The following is a 19,653-nucleotide window of genomic DNA, read 5'->3' as shown; positions in this document are numbered from 1 at the left end:
ATCGCCATGGGATTACAGGTCATTAAGCATCCGCTTGTACAGCATAAGCTTGGGTTAATGCGTAAACACGGAATCTCGACCAAGAGCTTCCGCGAACTTGCCAATGAAATCAGTACGTTACTTACCTACGAGGCCACCAGTGACTTTATGCTGGAGCCACATACCATCAAGGGCTGGAACGAAACACCTATTGAGGTCGAGCAACTTAAAGGTAAAAAAGTCACGGTAGTCCCCATTCTACGCGCCGGTATGGGCATGCTGGATGGCGTCACCACACTCATCCCCAGCGCAAAAGTCAGTGTTGTCGGCTTATACCGTAACGAGGAAACGTTAGAGCCCGTCAGCTATTTCGATAAATTCGTTAACGACATCGACCAGCGCATCGCTCTCGTTATCGACCCGATGCTCGCTACCGGCGGCAGTATGATTGCCACCCTCGACATGCTCAAGCAACAAGGCTGTAAGGACATTCGCGTACTCGTGTTGGTGGCGGCACCGGAAGGCGTTGAAGCCGTATTAGCCAAGCATCCCGATGTACGAATTTTTACTGCATCACTCGATGAGAAGCTCAATGAACAGGGATATATCATCCCGGGGCTGGGCGATGCCGGGGATAAAATTTTTGGTACCCGTTAACCGAGCTAAACAAAGAGACTGCTAAAGCACTGACACTTTAGCAGTCATCAATTAAGTAATGCATCGATCAGCCACGCTGATAAATTATTGCGACCACTCAAACCAGACTTCGCATAGATGGCGGATGCCTGTTGTCGCACGGTTTTTTCCTTCGTACTCCTGACTTCCGCAATTTCGTTAAATGTCAGCCCTTTGATCATCAATACAGCGACCTCTTGCTCACTCGGCGAAAGCTTCCATTCATTAAACCAAGTTTTTACCGTTGAGTAGGAGGCCTCCTCTCTCGCATCTGCACTTTCTTGATGCTTTATCAACGCAGTGCGTAAATGCGCCAGTTCATTGTTTCTGCGAATAACACGACGCCAGAGCACGATGAAAGCGATAATAGAAATGACGACGGTAATCCCCTCAACGATCAAATGCCAAACTGCCACTTCCATTTTATAGTCAGCTACAACATCCGACACATTGGCCCCTGCAATCAACAAAAAAACGACCATCAACAATCGGTCAATTGTCATAAATCCCCCTGCTATAGCTGTTATAGGACATGTGTCCGATGTCTTTTCATCATAAAAACCCTAGATTATGTGTTGATATTAACCGATGGAGTTGATGATGTCTTTTACCCGCATCAAAGCACCGAAAATTTTTGTTTCGCTGAGTGCGTTATTTTTTCTGAACAATGCTTTTGCGAATGACCTCGTAGATTACGCTCGGTCGAATATTCTCGAACATGATCCTACGACCTTACAAACCTTCAACACACGGAGTTGGTTAGCAGAACCCATCACCGCCTCTATTATGCGCTGGCAGACCCAAGATAATGCGATAGGTAGTGATGAAACTGAACTATTATTTGAATTTGCGTTTCTCACACCCAAGCAACATGAACTTCTTCAGTCATCAAAACAATTGAGTCATCAATACCATGTTGTTCAACAGCAACAAATCGACTTGTGGATATCTGGCACAATTCGTCAACTGTTTTGGGAAACTCAACAAGCTGAGGTCGAGCAACGCTTTATAAAGCACACTATCGATGCACTCAATAAAATGCTGGCGACTGTCGAGCTTCAAGTTCAGCAAAAGCAATCGCCTAAGTATGCGCAACTCATTATTGAGCAGCGCCTTAATAGCTATAACGTTGAGCTCAATAAAAAGCAGGTCGAGTTACAGCATTTCTATCGGCTATGGCAGCAATACACGGGTCAAGCTCAGTTGCCCGACACCCTAGAAGAACCTAATTCGGACTCGTCGAATCTGACGCACCCGAGCGTTCAAGCGATTGAATTACAATGGCAACTTGCGCTATTAAACGCCGAAAATAATGCCGCGAGTCAAAGTAACTGGCGCGCAACGGCCGGTGTCAAAGATATTCGTTCAGTCGCGGGAACAGAAACACAGCTCGGGGTCGGACTCGCGATACCCTTAACATTTTCTCGGACACTTTCGTCGCTCGACCTTGATGCGTTGCAGCGCGAGCAATCTGATATCAATACCCGCTTAAAAACGACCGTGATCGACATTCAAACCCGAATCGCCCAGCGCCGAAGTCAGTATCAACAATTACAACAACAAGTTGAGCTGGCGAAACAAAATGCTTCTATCAGTTCGCAAGCACTCGATGAGCTCGACGCGCTATATCGACAACACCAAATTGATACAAAAATGTACATCGAGCGGCTGATAGAACAACTCAACTATCAGAAGTTCTTCCAACTCACGCAAGTACAGCTTCAGATGGCCAAAGCACAACTCAATCAAGCTCAGGGAGTCTCTTTATGAACCGTCGTACCCTTGGTTATTCATTTCTTTTAATACTAGTGGCGTTGAGTTCAACGCAAGTATCTGCACAAACAGCAGTCTCTATCGCAGAACTTAAGAACTATGAGCTTGGGCTACAGCAGCCGGAAGTTGCTGATATGGTACCAGGAGCACCGCTATTGGCGACTTACCAACCGATGACCCAGAAGCATTTAGTGATTGCGAATCCGTTCGAGAACGCACATGTCCAATTTGCAGTGACGGATGGTACTCGCGTTAATTTAGGTCAACGCATTGCAACCATCACGGGCCCGTCTGTCGAACACTTTTTTCACCGTCTCGAGACGGTAAAAGCACAATATGACGTTGCTCAACAACAGCATAAAAGTAAGTACAATTTATACCAACGCAATGCCTTGTCAGCTGATGATTGGCAAAACTTTTTAGACCAATACCTCCGTCTGTCGGATCAAATGCATGAAATTAAAATTCTTTTATCGCGCTTTCATCAACTCGCCGATGATAGCGCAGAACTAAAGGCCCCCATCGACGGCGTATGGCAATCAGACTCCGATGACATGCGAATTGGCTACGTCATTGATAGGTCTGAAATACGCCTTGCCGTTCAAGCGCCCAATGAACTTGCATCGTCGGTGCACCACATCAGCGTTCAAGGCGAACGATTCACTATTGACTATCGCGAGCAATCGACACGAAATGGCTTTACCACACTGTGGTCATCGCCGCTAACAGAGAGCAAATTTACACTTTACCAACGAATGAGTGTAATTCCGCTCCGAAACATCGCAAACGCATTCAAAGTACCTGGCTCAGCGGTGTCATCATTAAACGGCGAACCTGTCGTTTTTAGTGTTGATAAACAAACCATTCATCCGATTCCAGTTAGCGTAAGCGCTGTTGAAGGTGAAGATTACTATGTAGCCGCTTCCACATCGCTCGATAATCCCATCGTGACTCATTCTGTCGCTGCGCTTAAAGGTATAATCGATAGTCGCGAGGAGGCGCAGCAATGATTGCCAAATTGCTCAGTTTCTCATTAAAAAACCGACTATTCGTTTTTATCACCTTTTTGCTCATCATAGCAGCGGGAATACAATCATTTCGGCAACTCCCGGTGGATGCCTTTCCAGAGATATCACCGACGCAAGTTAAAATTATCTTGCGAGCTCCCGGAATGGCCGCAGAACGGGTAGAAAATCAAGTCACGCACCCCATCGAAACCGAATTGCTGGGGATTCCTAACCAGACCATCTTACGTTCGACAACTAAATACGGTATCACCTCGATTACATTAGATTTTGAGGAAGGCACTGACATTTATTGGGCGCGCCAACAAGTGGCAGAGAAGCTTGCCGCCGTGCGCGATGCGCTGCCCGCGGGTATACAAGGTGGACTTGCGCCCATGAGTACACCATTAAGTGAAATGTTTATGTTCACTGTTGAAAACCCCGACCTCACGCTCAGTGAAAAGCGACACTTACTCGACTGGGTCATTCGTCCTGCGTTGCGTACAGTAGAGGGCGTAGCCGATGTGACTAATTTAGGCGGCAAGGTAAGGACTTTTCAGTTCAGTCCCGATCCCATCAAACTGAGCGAAGCTAAGGTGTCATTAGATACCATCAAGACACGTTTGGAGGAAGCCAATCAAGTCGGTAACTTAGGACGCGTCACACTGGGCACCGAAACCTTTAGTGCTCGCGTCTCGGGCCGTATCGTTGAATTAAACGATTTAGCCGCACTGAGCGTGGAAAATGCCAATGGTGATATCTACCGACTCGAGCAGCTTGGCGAAGTCTCATTGAGTTACTTACCGCGATTTGGCGCTATCACCAAAGACGGTCAAGAGGCGGTAGAAGGCTTAGTGGTTGGCTTAAAAGGCGCTAATGCAGCGGCTGTAGTCGCGTCTGTTAAAGATAAGCTCACACAACTACAAAGCAGCTTGCCGCAACACACTGACATCAATGTTTTCTATAACCGTAAAGGCCTGATCGATACAGCGATTGCCGGAATTTCTGATGCGTTGATGGAATCTATTGTATTGGTCATCGCGGTATTGGTGTTCTTTTTACGAAATATCCGCGCGTCTATCTTAGTCTCGCTGTCCATTCCTATCGCAGCGCTCATTACATTCATCTGCTTGCGTCAGATTGGCTTATCAGCCAACTTGATGAGCTTGGGCGGGTTAGTTATTGCCATCGGTATGATTGTCGATTCATCCGTCGTCATTACCGAGAAAGTTGAAACCGAACTCAATTCAGAGAAAAACTTGCCGATCCTGCATAAAATTTATCGCGCAAGCTTATCGGTTGCGCCCTCAGTAGTCAGTGGAACCATTATTATCGTACTCGTGTTTCTACCCCTATTGACGCTGACAGGCCTTGAAGGCAAATTGTTTTCGCCAGTTGCGCTCACAATTGTCATCGCTATTGCAGCATCACTTGTTACCGCATTGACCTTGATACCCGCACTCGCCTCATTGATGATGCGTCCTAATAAACGCCGCAATAAGATGTTAGAACGCTTGCAGGCAAGCTACCGCGTAATACTCAATAGCGCATTAACGCACAAACCTTTGTTAATCACGGGTTTTGTAGTCCTGTTTGGTCTGAGCGCCTTAAGTTTCATCATGGTCGGTAAGACATTTATGCCGACCATGGATGAAGGCGACATTATCGTACAGTTTGAAAAAGCGCCCACCTTGTCACTCAGCGAGTCAATAGCCATTGATACGCAAGTCGAAAACGCACTACTAGAACAAGTCCCTGAAATTAAGCAAATTGTCGCACGTACAGGGTCTGATGAACTGGGTCTTGATCCCATGGGATTAAATGAGACCGATGTGTTTATGGAGCTGAAACCACGAGATGAGTGGCGTTTTGACAATAAACAAGCCTTAATTGATGCCATCCGTGAAGTTGTATCAGGTTACCCTGGCATGAATGTGAACGTGACGCAGCCGATTCAAATGCGTATTTCGGAAATGCTAACGGGCAGCACCGGTGCAGTTTCAATTAAAGTGTTCGGCGATGAGATGGACACATTGGCAGGTTTGACCGATGAAATTGTTGCGTCGGCACGCGATGTTGAGGGTGCCGTCGATGTGCAGGCAAGCGTGATAACCGGTGCGCAGTTTCTAAGTATCGTTCCTGATATGCAAAAGCTGAATTACTATGGCATTTCAAAGCGTGCCTTTAGCGAATTTATCCACTCACAATTAAGTGGCTACTCGGTCAGCGAGGCGGTGAATGGAAGAATTCGCACACCTATTGTGTTCGGCTCACAGAGTGAACGTTCCGGATACCAAGCTGTGACACGACTCAACTCGCTCACAATTATTGCCGAACAAGGTAAAGCCGTGCCACTTAGCGAAGTCGCTACTATCAGTTTCGAGCAAGGTCCAGCCATTATCGAGCGCGAAAATAGTCACCGTTATGCACTCATTACAACGAACGTTGAAAATCGTGACGTCGTTGGGTTTGTAAATGAACTACAAAGCCAAATTGAGAAGCAGGTTGAGCTACCTGCCGGTTATTTTGTCGAATATGGCGGTGAGTTTGAGAACCAAGCGCGTGCCAGCGCCAATCTACTGATGGTAATACCTGTTGCACTGTTGCTGATTGTCATACTTTTGTTTACTTCGATGGGCTCACTTGGGTTAACCGCGATCGTACTCACGAATATACCGTTCGCATTAAGTGGCGGTGCTATTTCACTGTGGATTAGCGGTCAATATATGTCTGTGCCTGCATCCGTAGGTTTCATCGCATTAATGGGTGTGGCGATTCTTAACGGGATCGTTATGGTCAGCCACTTTGAGCAAACCAAAATACACTTCTCGCACCTGCCCTCGCTCGTGATCGCTGGCGCAACCGACCGTTTAAGGCCGGTATTAATTACAGCCATCACGGCGATATTTGGACTCATTCCCCTGTTGGTCTCTACCGGTCCAGGTTCCGAGATTCAACGTCCGCTCGCCGCCGTGGTCATCGGTGGACTGGTAACCGCGACGCTGGCGACCTTGTTGTTATTACCGGCGCTCTATCAAATCACAAATAGGAAGCACTACCATGAACAGTAAACTGCTAAAGTTGTATTTTAGTCGTGAGCAAAAAGCAGATGTGGTCGACTGCCTATTACAAATAGACGCTCTTTCGGGCTTTAGCCTGTATGAGATTGATGGCTTCAGTCGTCGCCACGAACGCTACGATATTGCCGAACAAATCCGCGGCGCCCGACGCATGTTAGCGGCCGAGGTCGTGTGTAACGAACACGACCTCACCGAAATAAGAGCCGCCTTGCAAAGACTCAACTTTAAAGAGCCCATTCGGTTCACCCTGCACCCTATTGAGGCAATGGGGCACTTAATTTGAGCACTCACAATTATGGGCTACACTTAGATGCCATGGTTGCTTAGGAGCCAAGAATGAGTACCACTAAAATTAATTATATTGAAATGCCTGCAAGCGATATCGCCGCAACTAAGCAGTTTTTCAATGACGCCTTCGGTTGGGAGTATATCGACTATGGTCCCGATTACGCGGCTATCAAAAATGCCGGTATTGATGGTGGCTTTTACAGTGCGCCGCTAAAAGCGCAGACGGCACAAGGCAGCGTATTGGTGGTACTTTACAGTCCCGACTTACAAAAGAGTCTGCATGCCGTCGAACAGGCAGGTGGTGAAATCATTAAGCCCATTTTCAGCTTTCCAGGCGGTCATCGATTTCACTTCACCTGCCCCAGCGGCAATGAATATGCGGTTTGGTCAGAGTAACGTTACGGCGTGCCTTGCGTGAGTAAGCGTCCCTGTGAGCCCGACCAAAGATAAGACACCTGCGCGGCGACGCCATCGTCTTGTACTGTTGCGTCACGCACAATAAACACACCATGTTCGCCGATGACATCAAACGCCCCATTGTCCAAATTAACGACCAACGCGGTCGTTTCATCGACACCCACCGCTAAAGCAGTCGATGTATCCGCAGCTAAACGCATCAAGCGCGCTTGTCGACCGCGCTCAGAAAAATGCGTATCGAGCGTACCAAAACGAAATAACCCGGTGCCTCCGGCCGGATTGTAAGTCAGTGAGTCGACACTTAAACCCGCGGGACAACTGTTATGTAAATCACAATCGCGCGGGGGAGGCTCTACTGCAAAACTCCCTTGCTGCATGGCTGCTTTACTACTGCCATTCGAGATCATAGGCCCTGCACTTTGTACCGCGGTTCCTGCACTCGTACCACCAACAACGGTTTGTCGGTTCGCTACGCGTTCGGATAATAAAGTTAAGGCATGTGAAGGACTATTATCAGCTCGAACCCACGCTTGGCGCGTCAAATTTTGATCACCGCCATTAAAAAATAGGCCATTAGCTTGCGCTAATAAATCAGTGGTTTGTTGGGGACTTTTACAGAAATTGACCTGTTGCTGATATAACTCGGGGTAGCGTTCATCAAGATCGTTGTTGTTCAGTAGTTCTGACTGCACCTGACTTAAATCTTCGCAGCGCCCCTCCGAACGCGCTTTTACCACAGCAACATCTAACGGCAACCACATACTTTTTGCGCCAAGTTGTTGGAAGACCGATTGGTAAAAAATAACGGCATCGTAAGGATTAACAGAAGCCGACGTTGAAAATAAAATAAGTGGTTGTTCACCTGCATTTTGTGTTTGTTTCGCCATCGTAATAAAACGCTGGAATATTGCCACCGACTGCGCGCTTTTAGATAAACCAACACGCACAAACTCGCGGTCATCTTTCAGTTTATTGTTGCTAAGAGTATCGATCCAGTCGGTTTCTTTGCAGTTGGAAGGGCTATAATTGGAGCAAATTTTTAACGCCCCACCCGCCAGTAGAAGATGGCGATAATCGTCGTTTTTTTCACTTGCATAACCACTTAGAGAAAGCGCAGTCAGCGTAGTGATTATAAGATAGTTTAAGCAAGCCTTAGATAACTTCATGTCACAGCCTCGATAAGATAATGAGCTTGTTCTGGAACAGTCACTATGACAATTAGCAAAATTGACAGCGCTGATTGCGAGTGCTATCCCTATAAACGTCAACTGCGACAAGAAGACTAAATAATAAATACTATGTTAAAGAAAGCATATCAACTAGCAAGCTATCATTACGATAGTTTCTACCTATCAGAATGGTTTGACGAGTAGGCCACGGTAGCCCCAGCGGTTACTGCGGCGAGCGTGTGTCAAATCACCTCCTCCGTATCTGACCTTTTCTTAAAGGTCCTTGCAAACTTGTTCATGAGCCGCAGTCTGTCCAATCGACAGGTCTCGTGACATAAATTTCTTCTGCCTAGCAGGCAGGCTAAAAAAATAATTAAAACCACAAATGAGATTCTTATGTCCAAGTGGAGCTTACTTGTAGCCGGTGCAGGACTCTGCCTGTCACCCGTCGCTATGGCTGTGCAGCAGGCACAGCAATCAGAACAACAAGATTTAGAAACCATCGAAGTGACTGGCTCGCGTTTGAAGGGCGTTGATATGGAGGGTGCAAACCCTGTCCAAATGTTCAGTCAAGAAGACATCATTGACCGCGGTCATTTGACCATAGGCTCATTCCTACGTGATCTGCCTCAGGCAGCCACCGCAGGCACATTCACGACAAATGGCAACGTCGGCGGTGCCGATGGCGCCCCGGCCGGTTCAGCCGGCGTGAGTTTACGTGGCTTAGGTAGCAGTTCGACGCTGGTCTTGGTCAACGGTCGTCGCGTTAACGTCAGTTCGTTTGCCAATGGCTCAGACTCATTCGTTAACGTGAACAATATTCCAATGGCTGCTATTGAACGCGTTGATGTGCTTACCGACGGCGCATCAAGCATCTACGGCTCTGATGCCATTGCCGGAGTGATCAACTTCATCTTACGTGACGATTTTGAAGGTCATGAAATCTCGTTAATGTACGGTGATGACACCGCAAGCTCAGATGCCAGCCGTGTGAACGCCACCTATGTCGGCGGCTTTAATACCAAAAACTCAAACACCACCGTCATTCTCGATGTGGTAAAGCAAAACGCGCTATTCAATTCAGATAGACCGATTGATGTCACTTACGAGTCCAACACTTTTGTAGATATCGACGGCACCGAATACGCAGAACCTTATTGCAACGGCGGTGAAGCCTTAGCAGGCGAGCGCTGTGACTACGATTATGTTATCCAACGCGCGATTCAGCCCGACTACGACAATATGGGTGCCACCCTAAGTCATACCTATCGTTTAGGGGATATGACCGAGTTTTTTGCAGAAGCGATGTATCAGCACAATGAAGGCCATGCTTATGACTCAGGTGCTGCCTTTGGTGTTACTGTACCGGCCGACTCACCGATCGTGCCGGATTGGGCACGGCAAATTGATCAACAGGACGGCAGCGCTGACCCGATCTACGTAGATTCTCGCTTCCCAGATAGACGCACGCAAAGTTACACCGATAAATCCTATCGAGTATTAGCAGGCTTGCGTGGTGAACTCGGCTATTGGCAGTGGGAAACCGCCTTAGCTTATGGCAAAACAGAAAATGAAATCCTACACACTTCAGGGTTTTATTCGGTAGCCGCGGTTGAAGCAGCGACCAACGCAGGGCAATTCAACCCGTTTAATCTCGGACGCGATAATAGCGAAGAGCAGCTTGCTGCCTTGCGCACATTAGCACCTCGCCGCGGTGAGTCGACTTTAGCATCTATCGATTTTAACCTCAGCGGTGACTTGTTCGAAATGCCTGCTGGCTATGTGAAGTCCGTATTCGGTGGAGAGTACCGTACCGAAGAAATTAGCGACAATCCTGCTGATATCGCCGCTAATAACGGTGTTTTTGCGCTGGGTGCCAGCCAAGCTGAAGCCGATCGCAATCAGTATGCGGTGTATGGTGAGTTTCATGTACCTATCACAAGCTCAATAGACACTATTGTTGCTTTGCGCTATGACCATTACTCGGATTTTGGTGGTGACGTGAATCCGAAACTCTCGGTACGGTGGCGTGCCACCGATGACCTCGTGTTTAGAGCATCGGCAAGCACCGGTTTCAGAGCGCCATCACTTAATCAGCTCGGTGCAGGTACATCACTGTCAGCAGCTTATGTTGACTGCGAACCGGGTTCGCAATACGCCAGTTTGTGCGGCGATAACGGCGCAGCCTTGGGTGAACTTGAACTCGATCAAGAAACCATTGGTAACCCAAATCTCAAAGCCGAAAACTCCACTGCGTATAACACGGGCGTATCGTGGAATATCACGGACAACTGGCAGTTTACGGCCGACTATTGGCGCTATGACCACGAGGATATTGTTGATATCGACGCGAATACAACGCTCGACGCCTGTGTGAATGGCAGTGCGCCAGTCGTCAATAGCATCGAAGCGCTGAATGGTGCATTTGGCTGTGTTGTTGATGCGGATGGCGACATCTTCTACATGCGAACCGGTTACTTCAACGTTGGTGAACAAACCACCGATGGCGTTGATATTAGTACCGATTATGACCTGAAAACAGAGCGCTGGGGCCAATACAAATTATTTGCCAGCGCCACCAAGACCTTCAGCTATGAGCGTAAAGCAACCGCCGACTCTGAACCTGAAGATCTTTTGGGCCGATTAAGCGGTGCCGCTGAAATTGCACGTCCTGACTTTGTCGCTGACTTTGGCTTGCAGTGGTATCAAGGTGCTATCGATGCCAGTCTCATTGGTCACTACGTCAGCAGCATGGGTGACGGAGATTTTCAATGGGGCGGCAACGATACCGTCGATTCATGGCTCACATGGAACGCCAGTTTTGGTTACCAAATCATGGAGAATCATAAGCTATTATTAACGGTCAGTAATCTGTTGGATGAAGAGCCACCCTATGCTTCATCACCCACCAACGGCTATGCTTCGTCCATCCATGACTGGATGGGACGCGAAATTGGCCTACGCTATACCGTTAGCTTTTAGTAGGCGAAATTATGTCTAAACGTCGTAACAAGATGGCCATGCCCGATGCCTTGGTCATCTTATTTTTCGTCGCTTTACTGGCAGCACTAGCCGCATGGTTAGTGCCTGCCGGTGCCTTTCAGGTAAACCCCGAAAATCAAGCGATCGAACCGGGCAGTTTTAGTTATGAAACAAGCGAGAAAACAGACCTTCCGTTGTTTGCTGAACAGGGCAAAATCGGTCTCGCAAACGTAGCTTTTGAGGGGCTCGTTTCGGGCACCAAATGGGGCTCCGCCATTGGCGTCATAGCTTTTATTCTCATCGTCGGCGGGTCATTTGGCATCGTGTTAAAGACATCAGCCATAGAACATGGCGTGCTGAACCTTATACAAAAAACTCAGCGCTTTGACCGCGTGTTTTTAGTGACGATGTTTCTAATGTTTTCCCTCGCGGGGGCTATCTTTGGTATGGGCGAAGAAGCCATCGCGTTTTGCCTCGTGCTCTATCCGGTGATGCGCTCACTCGGGTATAACGCCGCGACAACCGTGTTGATCACCTATGTCGCCACACAAATTGGCTTTGCCACGTCATGGATGAATCCATTCAGTGTTGCCATCGCACAGGGCATCGCCGAAGTACCATTAATGTCCGGTGCCGGGTTTCGGATGGTGACATGGCTCGCCTTCACACTGGTAGGACTCCTATTTACTCTGCGTTACGCTGAGCGCACGAAAGATAATCAAGCACGCGCCGAGGCGGGTCTAATCGAGTCCCAGTTTGGTAAAACCGATAGTGCCATTTTGACAGTCTTTTTTATCGGTTTAGTTTGGGTCATTTGGGGCGTAACCACTCGTGCTTACTATATCCCCGAAATCGCTGCACAATTTTTCGTTATGGGTGTTAGCGTGGGTATCATCGCGATTATCGCGCGTCGCCTCAGTGCTAATGATGTGGCGCGTGCCTTTAATCAAGGTGCCCAAGATCTATTGCCCGCGGCGCTTATCGTGGGGTTTGCTAAGGGATTAGTACTCTTGTTGGGTGGTGACGATCCAAGCCAAGCATCTACACTCAATACCTTGCTATACCACGCCAGTGAACTGATTGGCGATGCCTCTTCCGCGACCAGTGCCAGCTTGATGCTGGTGTTTCAGTCGGTATTCAATTTCTTCATCGCGTCTGGATCGGGGCAAGCAGCACTCACCATGCCACTGATGGCGCCACTATCGGATTTAGTCGAGGTAAGCCGGCAGGTCGCCGTACTCGCCTTTCAGTTGGGCGATGGATTAACTAACATCATTATTCCCACGTCTGCCTCATTAATCGGTTGTTTAGGTGCCGTCAAACTCGACTGGAGTGAGTGGATTAAAATCATTTGGCGCTTTCAACTCGTTATTATGGCGATGGCGCTCATCACCGTTATTACCGCTGTATCAATAGGATTTAACTAACCATGCTCACGCTGATAAAGAACGCTCATGTTTGGAGTCCAACGGAATTAGGCATTTGTGATGTGCTAATTGCAGATAAACGCATCGCTGCTATTGAACCTCAAATAGAGTGTTCATTCGGTTCGCTATCTGTCACCCAAATAGATGCTCAAGGACGCTGGTTGGTACCTGGCTTTGTCGACCCACTCGCGCATTTCAATGGTGGTGGCGGAGAAGGCGGCTTTCACACCCGCACACCGGTGATGCCGATAACCGATGCCATTCAAGCAGGTATCTCTACCATGGTGTCCGGACTTGGGACAGACGCCTCTACGCGTTCTCTCAGCGATATGCTTGCCAATGCCCGAGGCTTAGCTAACCTCGGTCTTAGTACCTATTGCTACACAGGCTCCTACGAATACCCGGTGCGTACCGTTACGGGCACCGTGCGAGATGACCTTATTCTGATCGATAAATTTATCGGCATCGGAGAGCTCGCGATTGCTGATAAGCGAGGCTCACAGCTCAATGCCGCAGAACTCGCTCGTGTCGCAAGTGAGGCCAAAGTGGGTGGACTGATTAGCGGCAAAGCGGGCATCACCTTTTTACACGTGGGTGATGAAGCAAGCCAACTCAATATCATCGAGCAATGCTGCCATGATCACGATGTCGACCTCAACCAGTTTTACCCTACCCACATGAACCGACATCAATCACTAATGGAACAAGGTGCTGAACTCGCCAACCATGGTTTAATGCTCGATCTCACCTGCTCGACAACCCCCGAATTGGTTGCCGAGGGCGAGATTCCCGCAGCTAAATGCTTAGCTCAATTACTGAGTGAAGGTGTACAAGCCACACAAATTAGTCTCAGCACCGACGCCAATGCCAGTTTGCCTGATTTTGATAGCCACGGAAAACTACGCGGCCTAAAGGTGGGCAGAGCGGTCAGTTTACTTGAGTCAGTGCAAGAGGCGATTCGTGACGGTGTTGACGTCGAGCAGGTATTGATGGCTGCTAGCCAAAACGCGGCGCAGCGTCTAAAACTTGGTACTAAAGGGGCCATCGCGGTGGGCAAGGATGCCGATTTAAACTTGATGTGTCCCGATAGCCTCGCCTTAAGCCATGTTTGGTATCAGGGACAATTGGCCATGCAAGAGGGTCAGGTGAAGATCCGCGGCTACTTTGATGAGTTGTGATAAACTGATCAACGTATCAGTAAAGGAGAAATCTCATGGCACGTGCGCATGCATTACACATTTTGGTTAAAACCAAACCCGAAGCCGAAGAGCTAAAAAAGCAGCTCGCCAACGGCGCAAAATTTGCCGACTTAGCCCGTAAACACTCACTATGTCCATCGGGTAAACAGGGTGGCGACTTAGGCGAATTCCGCCGCGGTGAAATGGTACCTGCCTTTGACAAGGTGGTATTCGGTCAACCGACGCTGGAAGTACATGGTCCCGTTAAAACCGCATTTGGTTACCACCTGATTAAAACACTCTCGCGCGGCTAAACTGCATTATATGAGTGATTACCCAGGGCGGCCATCCGCTCTGGGGCTTCGCAAGATACTCTGGTACACACCGACAAAAAGACCATAGCTCAACATCCACCCCATTGCCGCAACCAGTAACCAACTGAACGTAGCCTCTGGCATCACCACAATCCCCACAACACGCACTAATGCAGCGAGTAAGATCGCTAAGAACGCAACAGTCATCACGGGTTTAGATTTTAAAGGGCGTCCGCTATGACCAAGTGAGATACGTGCCATCATCGCCAAAATTAGGCTACCCATTGCACCGACGGTTAACGCATGCAGTGCTGTACTTTTGGCAAGCTGAATATGAGTCGCCAGCAAACCTGCACTTTGCGCGTAGTAGATAGCAAGCAAGCCCAATCCAATCGGAATAAACGCATAAGCCCCGTGTAGAGACCATACTAACGGCACGTGCCAAGTTATCCATGGGCGCCAGCGCAACCAACGAATAGCGTGCAATGCACCGGCGACTGCAAACAATAAGGCAAGCACAGCGCCCGTTAACACTCCATCTAGACTGAACAAAAACACCACCGCGATAAGCCACGAGCAACCCAAAGCAGCACGTTCTAACCAAGGCCAAGCGCTTACCCGAGCAGTACCGGTGCCATTTGCAGTAAACATGGGTATGACACGCCCACCGATCACACTCATCAACAGGGTAATTAAAAAGACCGCAGCATAAGCGCCCTGCACCTGCCACGCATACTGATCAAACCAAAGCCCCGCGTGCATCATCGCATTTGTCGCGGTGAGTAACAGTAAAATAGGCACAAAGAATAAGTTACGGGTTTGATTCACATTAAGCAGCAGACGCGCAAACAACAGTGCGGCTACTGGCAATACACTTAAATCAATAAGGATGACCGCGAGCGCAGGCAGATAGGCACCAAACAGTAACGCCAACCTAGCTAAGCTCCAAAGCATGACGAGGACAAACAATGTCTTACCATGAGTAGCGCGCTGCCCCGTCCAGTTTTGTACTGCGGTTAGCAAAAAACCGAGAATAATTGCAGTAACAAATCCAAATAGCATTTCGTGAGCGTGCCAAAACAGTATGTTGCCGTAGACAGGTAGTGACACCCAGCCGCCAAGCGTCGCTATCCATAGACCAACCGCAATAATGCTAAAGCTAGCACCGAATAAAAAGAAAGGTCGAAATGCCTGGCGCAGTAGCGGCGTCAGGCGCATTTCCTGTTCCATTTGTGTCACTTGCATGAATAACTCCGTATGGGCTCATTATGCCTTACGAATTAATCATACATTTAAAATGCACTTTAATACCAGCGAAACTCAATTATCGAGTGAGCTGCGTCAATATTCGGTCGAGTTGATTGGCAAATGCCATTTTATCGCGAGCATGCAAAGGAGGAGGACCTCCGGTATGCTCGCCACTGCTACGCATGGTATCCATAAAATCACGCATATTAAGGCGCCCACCGATATTTTCTTTGGTGTACAGCTCGCCTCTTGGGCTCAGCGCTTGCCCACCTTTTTTGATCACATCCGCCGCCAACGGGATGTCTGCGGTGATCACTAAATCGCCGGCCTCGCAGCGTTCAGCAATTTCGTTATCCGCCACATCAAACCCCGACTCCACGCGCACTGAGCGAATGAACTTAGAAGGCGGCACGCGCAACGTTTGGTTAGCAACCAAAATAAGCGGCACCTGCTTGCGCTCAGCGGCGCGATACAAAATCTCTTTTATGGCCGTAGGACACGCATCGGCGTCCACCCAAATATTCATATCCGTTCATCACTCACTAATAAAAGATGGAAAGCATAGACAGACGGGCTAATCTAAGCAAACATAAGGTTTTAGAACAATCATACTAACAAAATCTAAGGCGGCTTATGAATAAACCTGCATTTGCAGCCCTTGCCGAATATATGGATCTGCTCCTTGATGCCATTTGTGTTGTGGATCCAGAACACCGCTTTAGTTACCTCAGCCCAGGTGCCCAACGCGTATTTGGTTATGAACCCGAAGAAATGATTGGCCGTTCAATGTTTGACTTTATGCACCCGGATCATCATGCCGAGACGCTGTTGCGTGCCGAGCAGGTCAATAATGGACGGGACGTGCTACATTTTGAAAATCGCTACATACACAAAGATGGCTCTGTAATTTATTTGCACTGGACAGCACGCTGGTCCGAAAAAGACCAAATGCGTATTGGTGTGGCACGCGATATCACTGCACAGCGAGCGTTGGAACAAGAACGCGAAGCACTGATCGAACGGTTAGAGCACATGGCACTCACCGACTCCCTGACTCAACTCCCTAACCGGGCGTTGTTTTATGATCGCGTGCGTACCGCACAAGCGCGGGCAGAGCGCGATGCCGGTGGGCTCGCGATACTCTATCTCGATCTCGATAAGTTCAAAGAGGTTAACGACCATTACGGTCACGCCACGGGCGATGAATTATTAAAAGCAGTCGCCACTCGGATTCAATCCGCGATCCGTAATACCGATACCGCAGCACGCTTGGGTGGAGACGAGTTTGTGGTGTTGGTGGATGCTTCACATACCCGGCGACTCGATAGTGCGATTGATAAGGTGGTGAATAAGATCCAGGCTGCGTTAAAGCCACCCCACATCATGAAACATGGGTCGTTAGCCATTACTGCCAGCATTGGTGTTGCCATGTGGCCCGAGCACGGTCACAGCATTGAGCAACTGCTACATCACGCCGATCAAGCCATGTATAACGCCAAACGGCGGGGAGGAAACAGCGTTGCTGTATAGCCAGCAACGCTGCTGATTGAGCTTAATTAAGCGTTTTTCTTCTCTTCAATATAATCATTGATGAACTGCTCAAGCACGTTCAATGGCACCGGACCATTGCCAAGTACGCGATCGTGAAACTCGCGAATATCGAACTTGTCACCCAGTTCAGCCTTCGCTTTTTCACGCAGCTCTAAGATTTTGTTCATACCAATTTTGTACGCTGTCGCCTGACCTGGCATCACAATATGACGCTCGACCATCTTCACCGCATCCGCTTTCGCGTTTGGCGTGTTATTTACGTAAAAATCGATACCCTCTTCACGCGTCCATTGCTTCGCATGAATACCTGTATCTACGACCAAACGCACTGCACGCCATAACTCCATCGCTAAACGACCAAAGTCAGAGTATGGGTCTTTATACAGGCCGATTTCCTTCGGTAGTTTCTCAGTGTATAAGCCCCAGCCCTCGCTGTACGAGGTATAGCGACCAAAACGACGGAACTTAGGAATCCCCTGAAGCTCTTGCTGAATCGCGATTTGCATGTGGTGTCCTGGGATGCCCTCGTGATACGCCAAAGCCTCCATTTGGTACGTTGGCATTGAGCCCATGTCGTACAAGTTCGCGTAGTAAGTACCCGGACGCGAGCCGTCCATCGAAGGCTGCTGATAAAACGCTTTACCCGCCGATTTCTCGCGGAAAGGTTCAACCGCTTTAACAATGAGATCGGCTTTTGGCTTAGTAATAAAGAGCTCATCTAAGCGACCGCGCATATCATCGATAATGGCTTTCGCTTCGCTTAAGTAACGTTGACGACCTTCTTCCGTATCGGGGTAGATGAAGTCGTCATTGTTCCGCATGTAAACGAAAAACTCTTGCAAGGTACCGTCAAAGCCGACCTCTTCCATAATACCGCGCATCTCGTCATGAATACGCTCAACTTCGCTCAAACCAATCTCATGAATTTCGTCAGCAGTGAGATCGGTCGTGGTAGTACGCTGTAGCGCGTTATTAAAGAACGCCTCACCATCAGGAAACTTCCATGCGCCCGCCTTCGTGGTCGCTTGCGCTTCAATATCCTTGAGCTTAACAATGAGGTTTTCGTAAGCCGGTTTTACCGATTCTAAAAACGCTGTTTTCGCCGAAGCAATTAACTGGTCGCGTTCTTCATCCGAAATCTCTAAGCCTTCAACCTTCTTATTAAAGTCAGCCCAAAGCGCACTCGCCTCACCGTCATCAAACGGCGCACCTGTAATGATATTTTTGCTGTCGCTGATCACATAAGGGTACACAAACTTAGGCGCAATGATGCCTTTGTCTGCACGTAATTGGAGGTTCTCAGCCAACTGTTCAAACAGCGCCGGCAGACCATTTAGCCGCGCGATGTAATCCTCAGCGTCGTCCACTGAGCTAATACCATGCTGGTTGATCAGCAACGAAGCTACGCTCGAGTGCAAACCAAACATCTGGTTAACCGGATAGTTATGATGGCGCCATTTAAAATCAGCAATATCATTTTCAAGCTGCTGCTTCATGAGCATCCAGCTGATTTTAGTCTGTTCATCGAGCTTCGACTCATCAATCGCTTTGACTTGTTCTAAATGCTTTTTGTTGAGCGCCAAGTCCTCTTGCGCCTGCTCCTCTGAGATGTCGTCCCACTTATCTTGGTCATCTTTAATACCCAAGTAAGACTGATACATTGGGCTGCGCATGACATTCGCCATAAAGATATCTTCAAACAGCTGATTCGCCTTTTCAGACTCGGTTTGTTGTGTTTCTTGTTGAGTCGATTCAGCCGACGCTGTTTTCTGCTCAGCCGAAGCCGACTGAGCGCTGGTATTTGCGTTGTCAGAACACGCAGTGGTCATCAATACCACCGACACCGCTAAGGCGATTTTTTTATATTCGAACATCGTTTTTCTCCTTTAAGTTTGTACAACTTAATAACCTTTACAGTGAAGGGTGTCAACGCAACTGCGCTGGAGGCGGCACCAACCGGGATGAGTATAGTCGCTTTTAATGCATTGTGTGTTCGTAGCGCGCCTCTATCTGACGTGCAGGCAACTCACCACCCACGATCGGCTTCAACGCACGCTGCACCTCGGGCACTAACGCGGCCAAAGCCGACAACATCGCCGGCTCACTGACATACTCATCAAACACCAAGGTCACCACTAAGCTCTGTGGAAAGCGCTGATAGTTCACCTCGTGTGTGAGCCATACGAAACCCTCATGCTCAACTTTGGCATCCTCGCAGACCTCGGTCAGCGCACGAATAATGTCACGTTCGGTTTGTTTGTGTTTTGGGGGCATGGTTTAAAGGCCTTGAGATGGTTTATGAAAAAGCGTGCCGCAATGTCGTTCAACTCACATAGTTTGCTAAAAGAAGATTTCGCGGCCGTGATAATGATTTTTTTGTTGTAGTTAGTCATGAGTTGCTGATCGATAAGCACATTTGAGTTACGTTTAACTATACGGACTTAGTTGGATTCATCAATGTCTGGTTACGACAACCAAAAACCATTATTCATCGGACACTATTGGATGAAAGGAGAGCCTTGCCTACAATCCAGCCGTATCGCCGGCGTCGACTGGTTTGTCGTGGTT

At 48.5% G+C, this 19,653-nt stretch carries 17 protein-coding genes; 11 read left to right on the top strand and 6 right to left on the bottom strand.

Annotated features, from left to right (window positions below):
- Positions 1–6 precede the first annotated feature (6 nt).
- Positions 7–636, top strand: a complete 630-nt coding sequence (gene upp, locus B2X00_RS01640) for a uracil phosphoribosyltransferase (protein ID WP_290485844.1) — start codon at positions 7–9, stop codon at positions 634–636.
- A gap of 47 nt (positions 637–683) precedes the next feature.
- On the opposite strand, the gene B2X00_RS01635 is transcribed toward upp, so the two are convergent.
- Positions 684–1,157 carry a helix-turn-helix transcriptional regulator gene (locus B2X00_RS01635; RefSeq protein WP_006954508.1) on the bottom strand — a complete coding sequence of 158 codons (474 nt, stop codon included), beginning with the start codon at positions 1,155–1,157 and terminating at the stop codon, positions 684–686.
- Positions 1,158–1,251: 94 nt separating this feature from the next.
- On the opposite strand from B2X00_RS01635, the gene B2X00_RS01630 reads away from it, so the two are divergent.
- From B2X00_RS01630 to B2X00_RS01610, 5 genes are read left to right on the top strand one after another with little or no spacing between them, the layout of a single operon-like run.
- Positions 1,252–2,424 (top strand): TolC family protein, encoded by a 1,173-nt coding sequence (locus tag B2X00_RS01630; protein ID WP_290485843.1) that lies wholly within the window; start codon positions 1,252–1,254, stop codon positions 2,422–2,424.
- Positions 2,421–3,437 carry a membrane fusion-like protein gene (locus tag B2X00_RS01625; RefSeq protein ID WP_290485842.1) on the top strand — a complete coding sequence of 339 codons (1,017 nt, stop codon included), beginning with the start codon at positions 2,421–2,423 and terminating at the stop codon, positions 3,435–3,437. Before B2X00_RS01630 ends, B2X00_RS01625 begins: the two co-directional genes overlap by 4 nt.
- The gene (locus B2X00_RS01620; protein WP_290485841.1) at positions 3,434–6,502 is read left to right on the top strand and encodes an efflux RND transporter permease subunit; all 3,069 of its coding nucleotides are present in this window, start codon (positions 3,434–3,436) and stop codon (positions 6,500–6,502) included. The genes B2X00_RS01625 and B2X00_RS01620 overlap by 4 nt, the downstream gene beginning before the upstream one ends.
- Positions 6,492–6,794 carry a DUF3240 family protein gene (locus B2X00_RS01615; RefSeq protein ID WP_006954512.1) on the top strand — a complete coding sequence of 101 codons (303 nt, stop codon included), beginning with the start codon at positions 6,492–6,494 and terminating at the stop codon, positions 6,792–6,794. The genes B2X00_RS01620 and B2X00_RS01615 overlap by 11 nt, the downstream gene beginning before the upstream one ends.
- A 53-nt stretch (positions 6,795–6,847) precedes the next feature.
- Entirely contained in the window at positions 6,848–7,195 is a 348-nt protein-coding gene (locus B2X00_RS01610) for a VOC family protein (protein ID WP_006954513.1), read from the top strand.
- Positions 7,196–7,197: 2 nt separating this feature from the next.
- On the opposite strand, the gene B2X00_RS01605 is transcribed toward B2X00_RS01610, so the two are convergent.
- Entirely contained in the window at positions 7,198–8,382 is a 1,185-nt protein-coding gene (locus B2X00_RS01605; protein ID WP_290485840.1) for a cyanophycinase, read from the bottom strand.
- Between the two features lie 399 nt (positions 8,383–8,781).
- On the opposite strand from B2X00_RS01605, the gene B2X00_RS01600 reads away from it, so the two are divergent.
- Genes B2X00_RS01600 through ppiC form a run of 4 tightly spaced genes read left to right on the top strand, consistent with a single transcriptional unit; the run spans position 8,782 to position 14,286 of the window.
- Entirely contained in the window at positions 8,782–11,367 is a 2,586-nt protein-coding gene (locus B2X00_RS01600) for a TonB-dependent receptor (RefSeq protein WP_290485839.1), read from the top strand.
- 11 nt (positions 11,368–11,378) lie between these two features.
- Positions 11,379–12,794, top strand: coding sequence for a putative basic amino acid antiporter YfcC (gene yfcC, locus B2X00_RS01595; RefSeq protein ID WP_290485838.1), 1,416 nt, complete (start codon positions 11,379–11,381; stop codon positions 12,792–12,794).
- 2 nt (positions 12,795–12,796) lie between these two features.
- Complete coding sequence (gene iadA / locus B2X00_RS01590) at positions 12,797–13,972, top strand: beta-aspartyl-peptidase (RefSeq protein ID WP_290485837.1); 1,176 nt, start codon at positions 12,797–12,799, stop codon at positions 13,970–13,972.
- Between the two features lie 35 nt (positions 13,973–14,007).
- Complete coding sequence (gene ppiC / locus B2X00_RS01585) at positions 14,008–14,286, top strand: peptidylprolyl isomerase PpiC (RefSeq protein WP_006954514.1); 279 nt, start codon at positions 14,008–14,010, stop codon at positions 14,284–14,286.
- 18 nt (positions 14,287–14,304) lie between these two features.
- Here the strand turns inward: ppiC and B2X00_RS01580 are convergent, their stop codons facing one another.
- Both B2X00_RS01580 and B2X00_RS01575 read right to left on the bottom strand, forming a co-directional pair.
- Positions 14,305–15,531, bottom strand: coding sequence for an NnrS family protein (locus tag B2X00_RS01580; protein WP_290485836.1), 1,227 nt, complete (start codon positions 15,529–15,531; stop codon positions 14,305–14,307).
- Between the two features lie 79 nt (positions 15,532–15,610).
- The gene (locus B2X00_RS01575; protein WP_290485835.1) at positions 15,611–16,060 is read right to left on the bottom strand and encodes a YaiI/YqxD family protein; all 450 of its coding nucleotides are present in this window, start codon (positions 16,058–16,060) and stop codon (positions 15,611–15,613) included.
- A gap of 107 nt (positions 16,061–16,167) precedes the next feature.
- Between B2X00_RS01575 and B2X00_RS01570 the strand changes: the two genes are divergently transcribed.
- Positions 16,168–17,064: a diguanylate cyclase domain-containing protein gene (locus tag B2X00_RS01570; RefSeq protein ID WP_290485834.1), complete on the top strand. Its 897-nt coding sequence runs from the start codon at positions 16,168–16,170 to the stop codon at positions 17,062–17,064.
- Positions 17,065–17,090: 26 nt separating this feature from the next.
- On the opposite strand, the gene B2X00_RS01565 is transcribed toward B2X00_RS01570, so the two are convergent.
- Positions 17,091–18,959, bottom strand: coding sequence for a DUF885 domain-containing protein (locus tag B2X00_RS01565; RefSeq protein WP_290485833.1), 1,869 nt, complete (start codon positions 18,957–18,959; stop codon positions 17,091–17,093).
- Positions 18,960–19,062: 103 nt separating this feature from the next.
- Positions 19,063–19,359 carry a hypothetical protein gene (locus tag B2X00_RS01560; protein ID WP_290485832.1) on the bottom strand — a complete coding sequence of 99 codons (297 nt, stop codon included), beginning with the start codon at positions 19,357–19,359 and terminating at the stop codon, positions 19,063–19,065.
- Positions 19,360–19,653 lie beyond the last annotated feature (294 nt).

The sequence above is a fragment of the Idiomarina sp. UBA3162 genome (assembly GCF_002364475.1).
Classification (GTDB): domain Bacteria; phylum Pseudomonadota; class Gammaproteobacteria; order Enterobacterales; family Alteromonadaceae; genus Idiomarina.
Note: the sequence above shows the minus strand (reverse complement) of the source record. Positions and strands in the feature narration are given on the sequence as shown.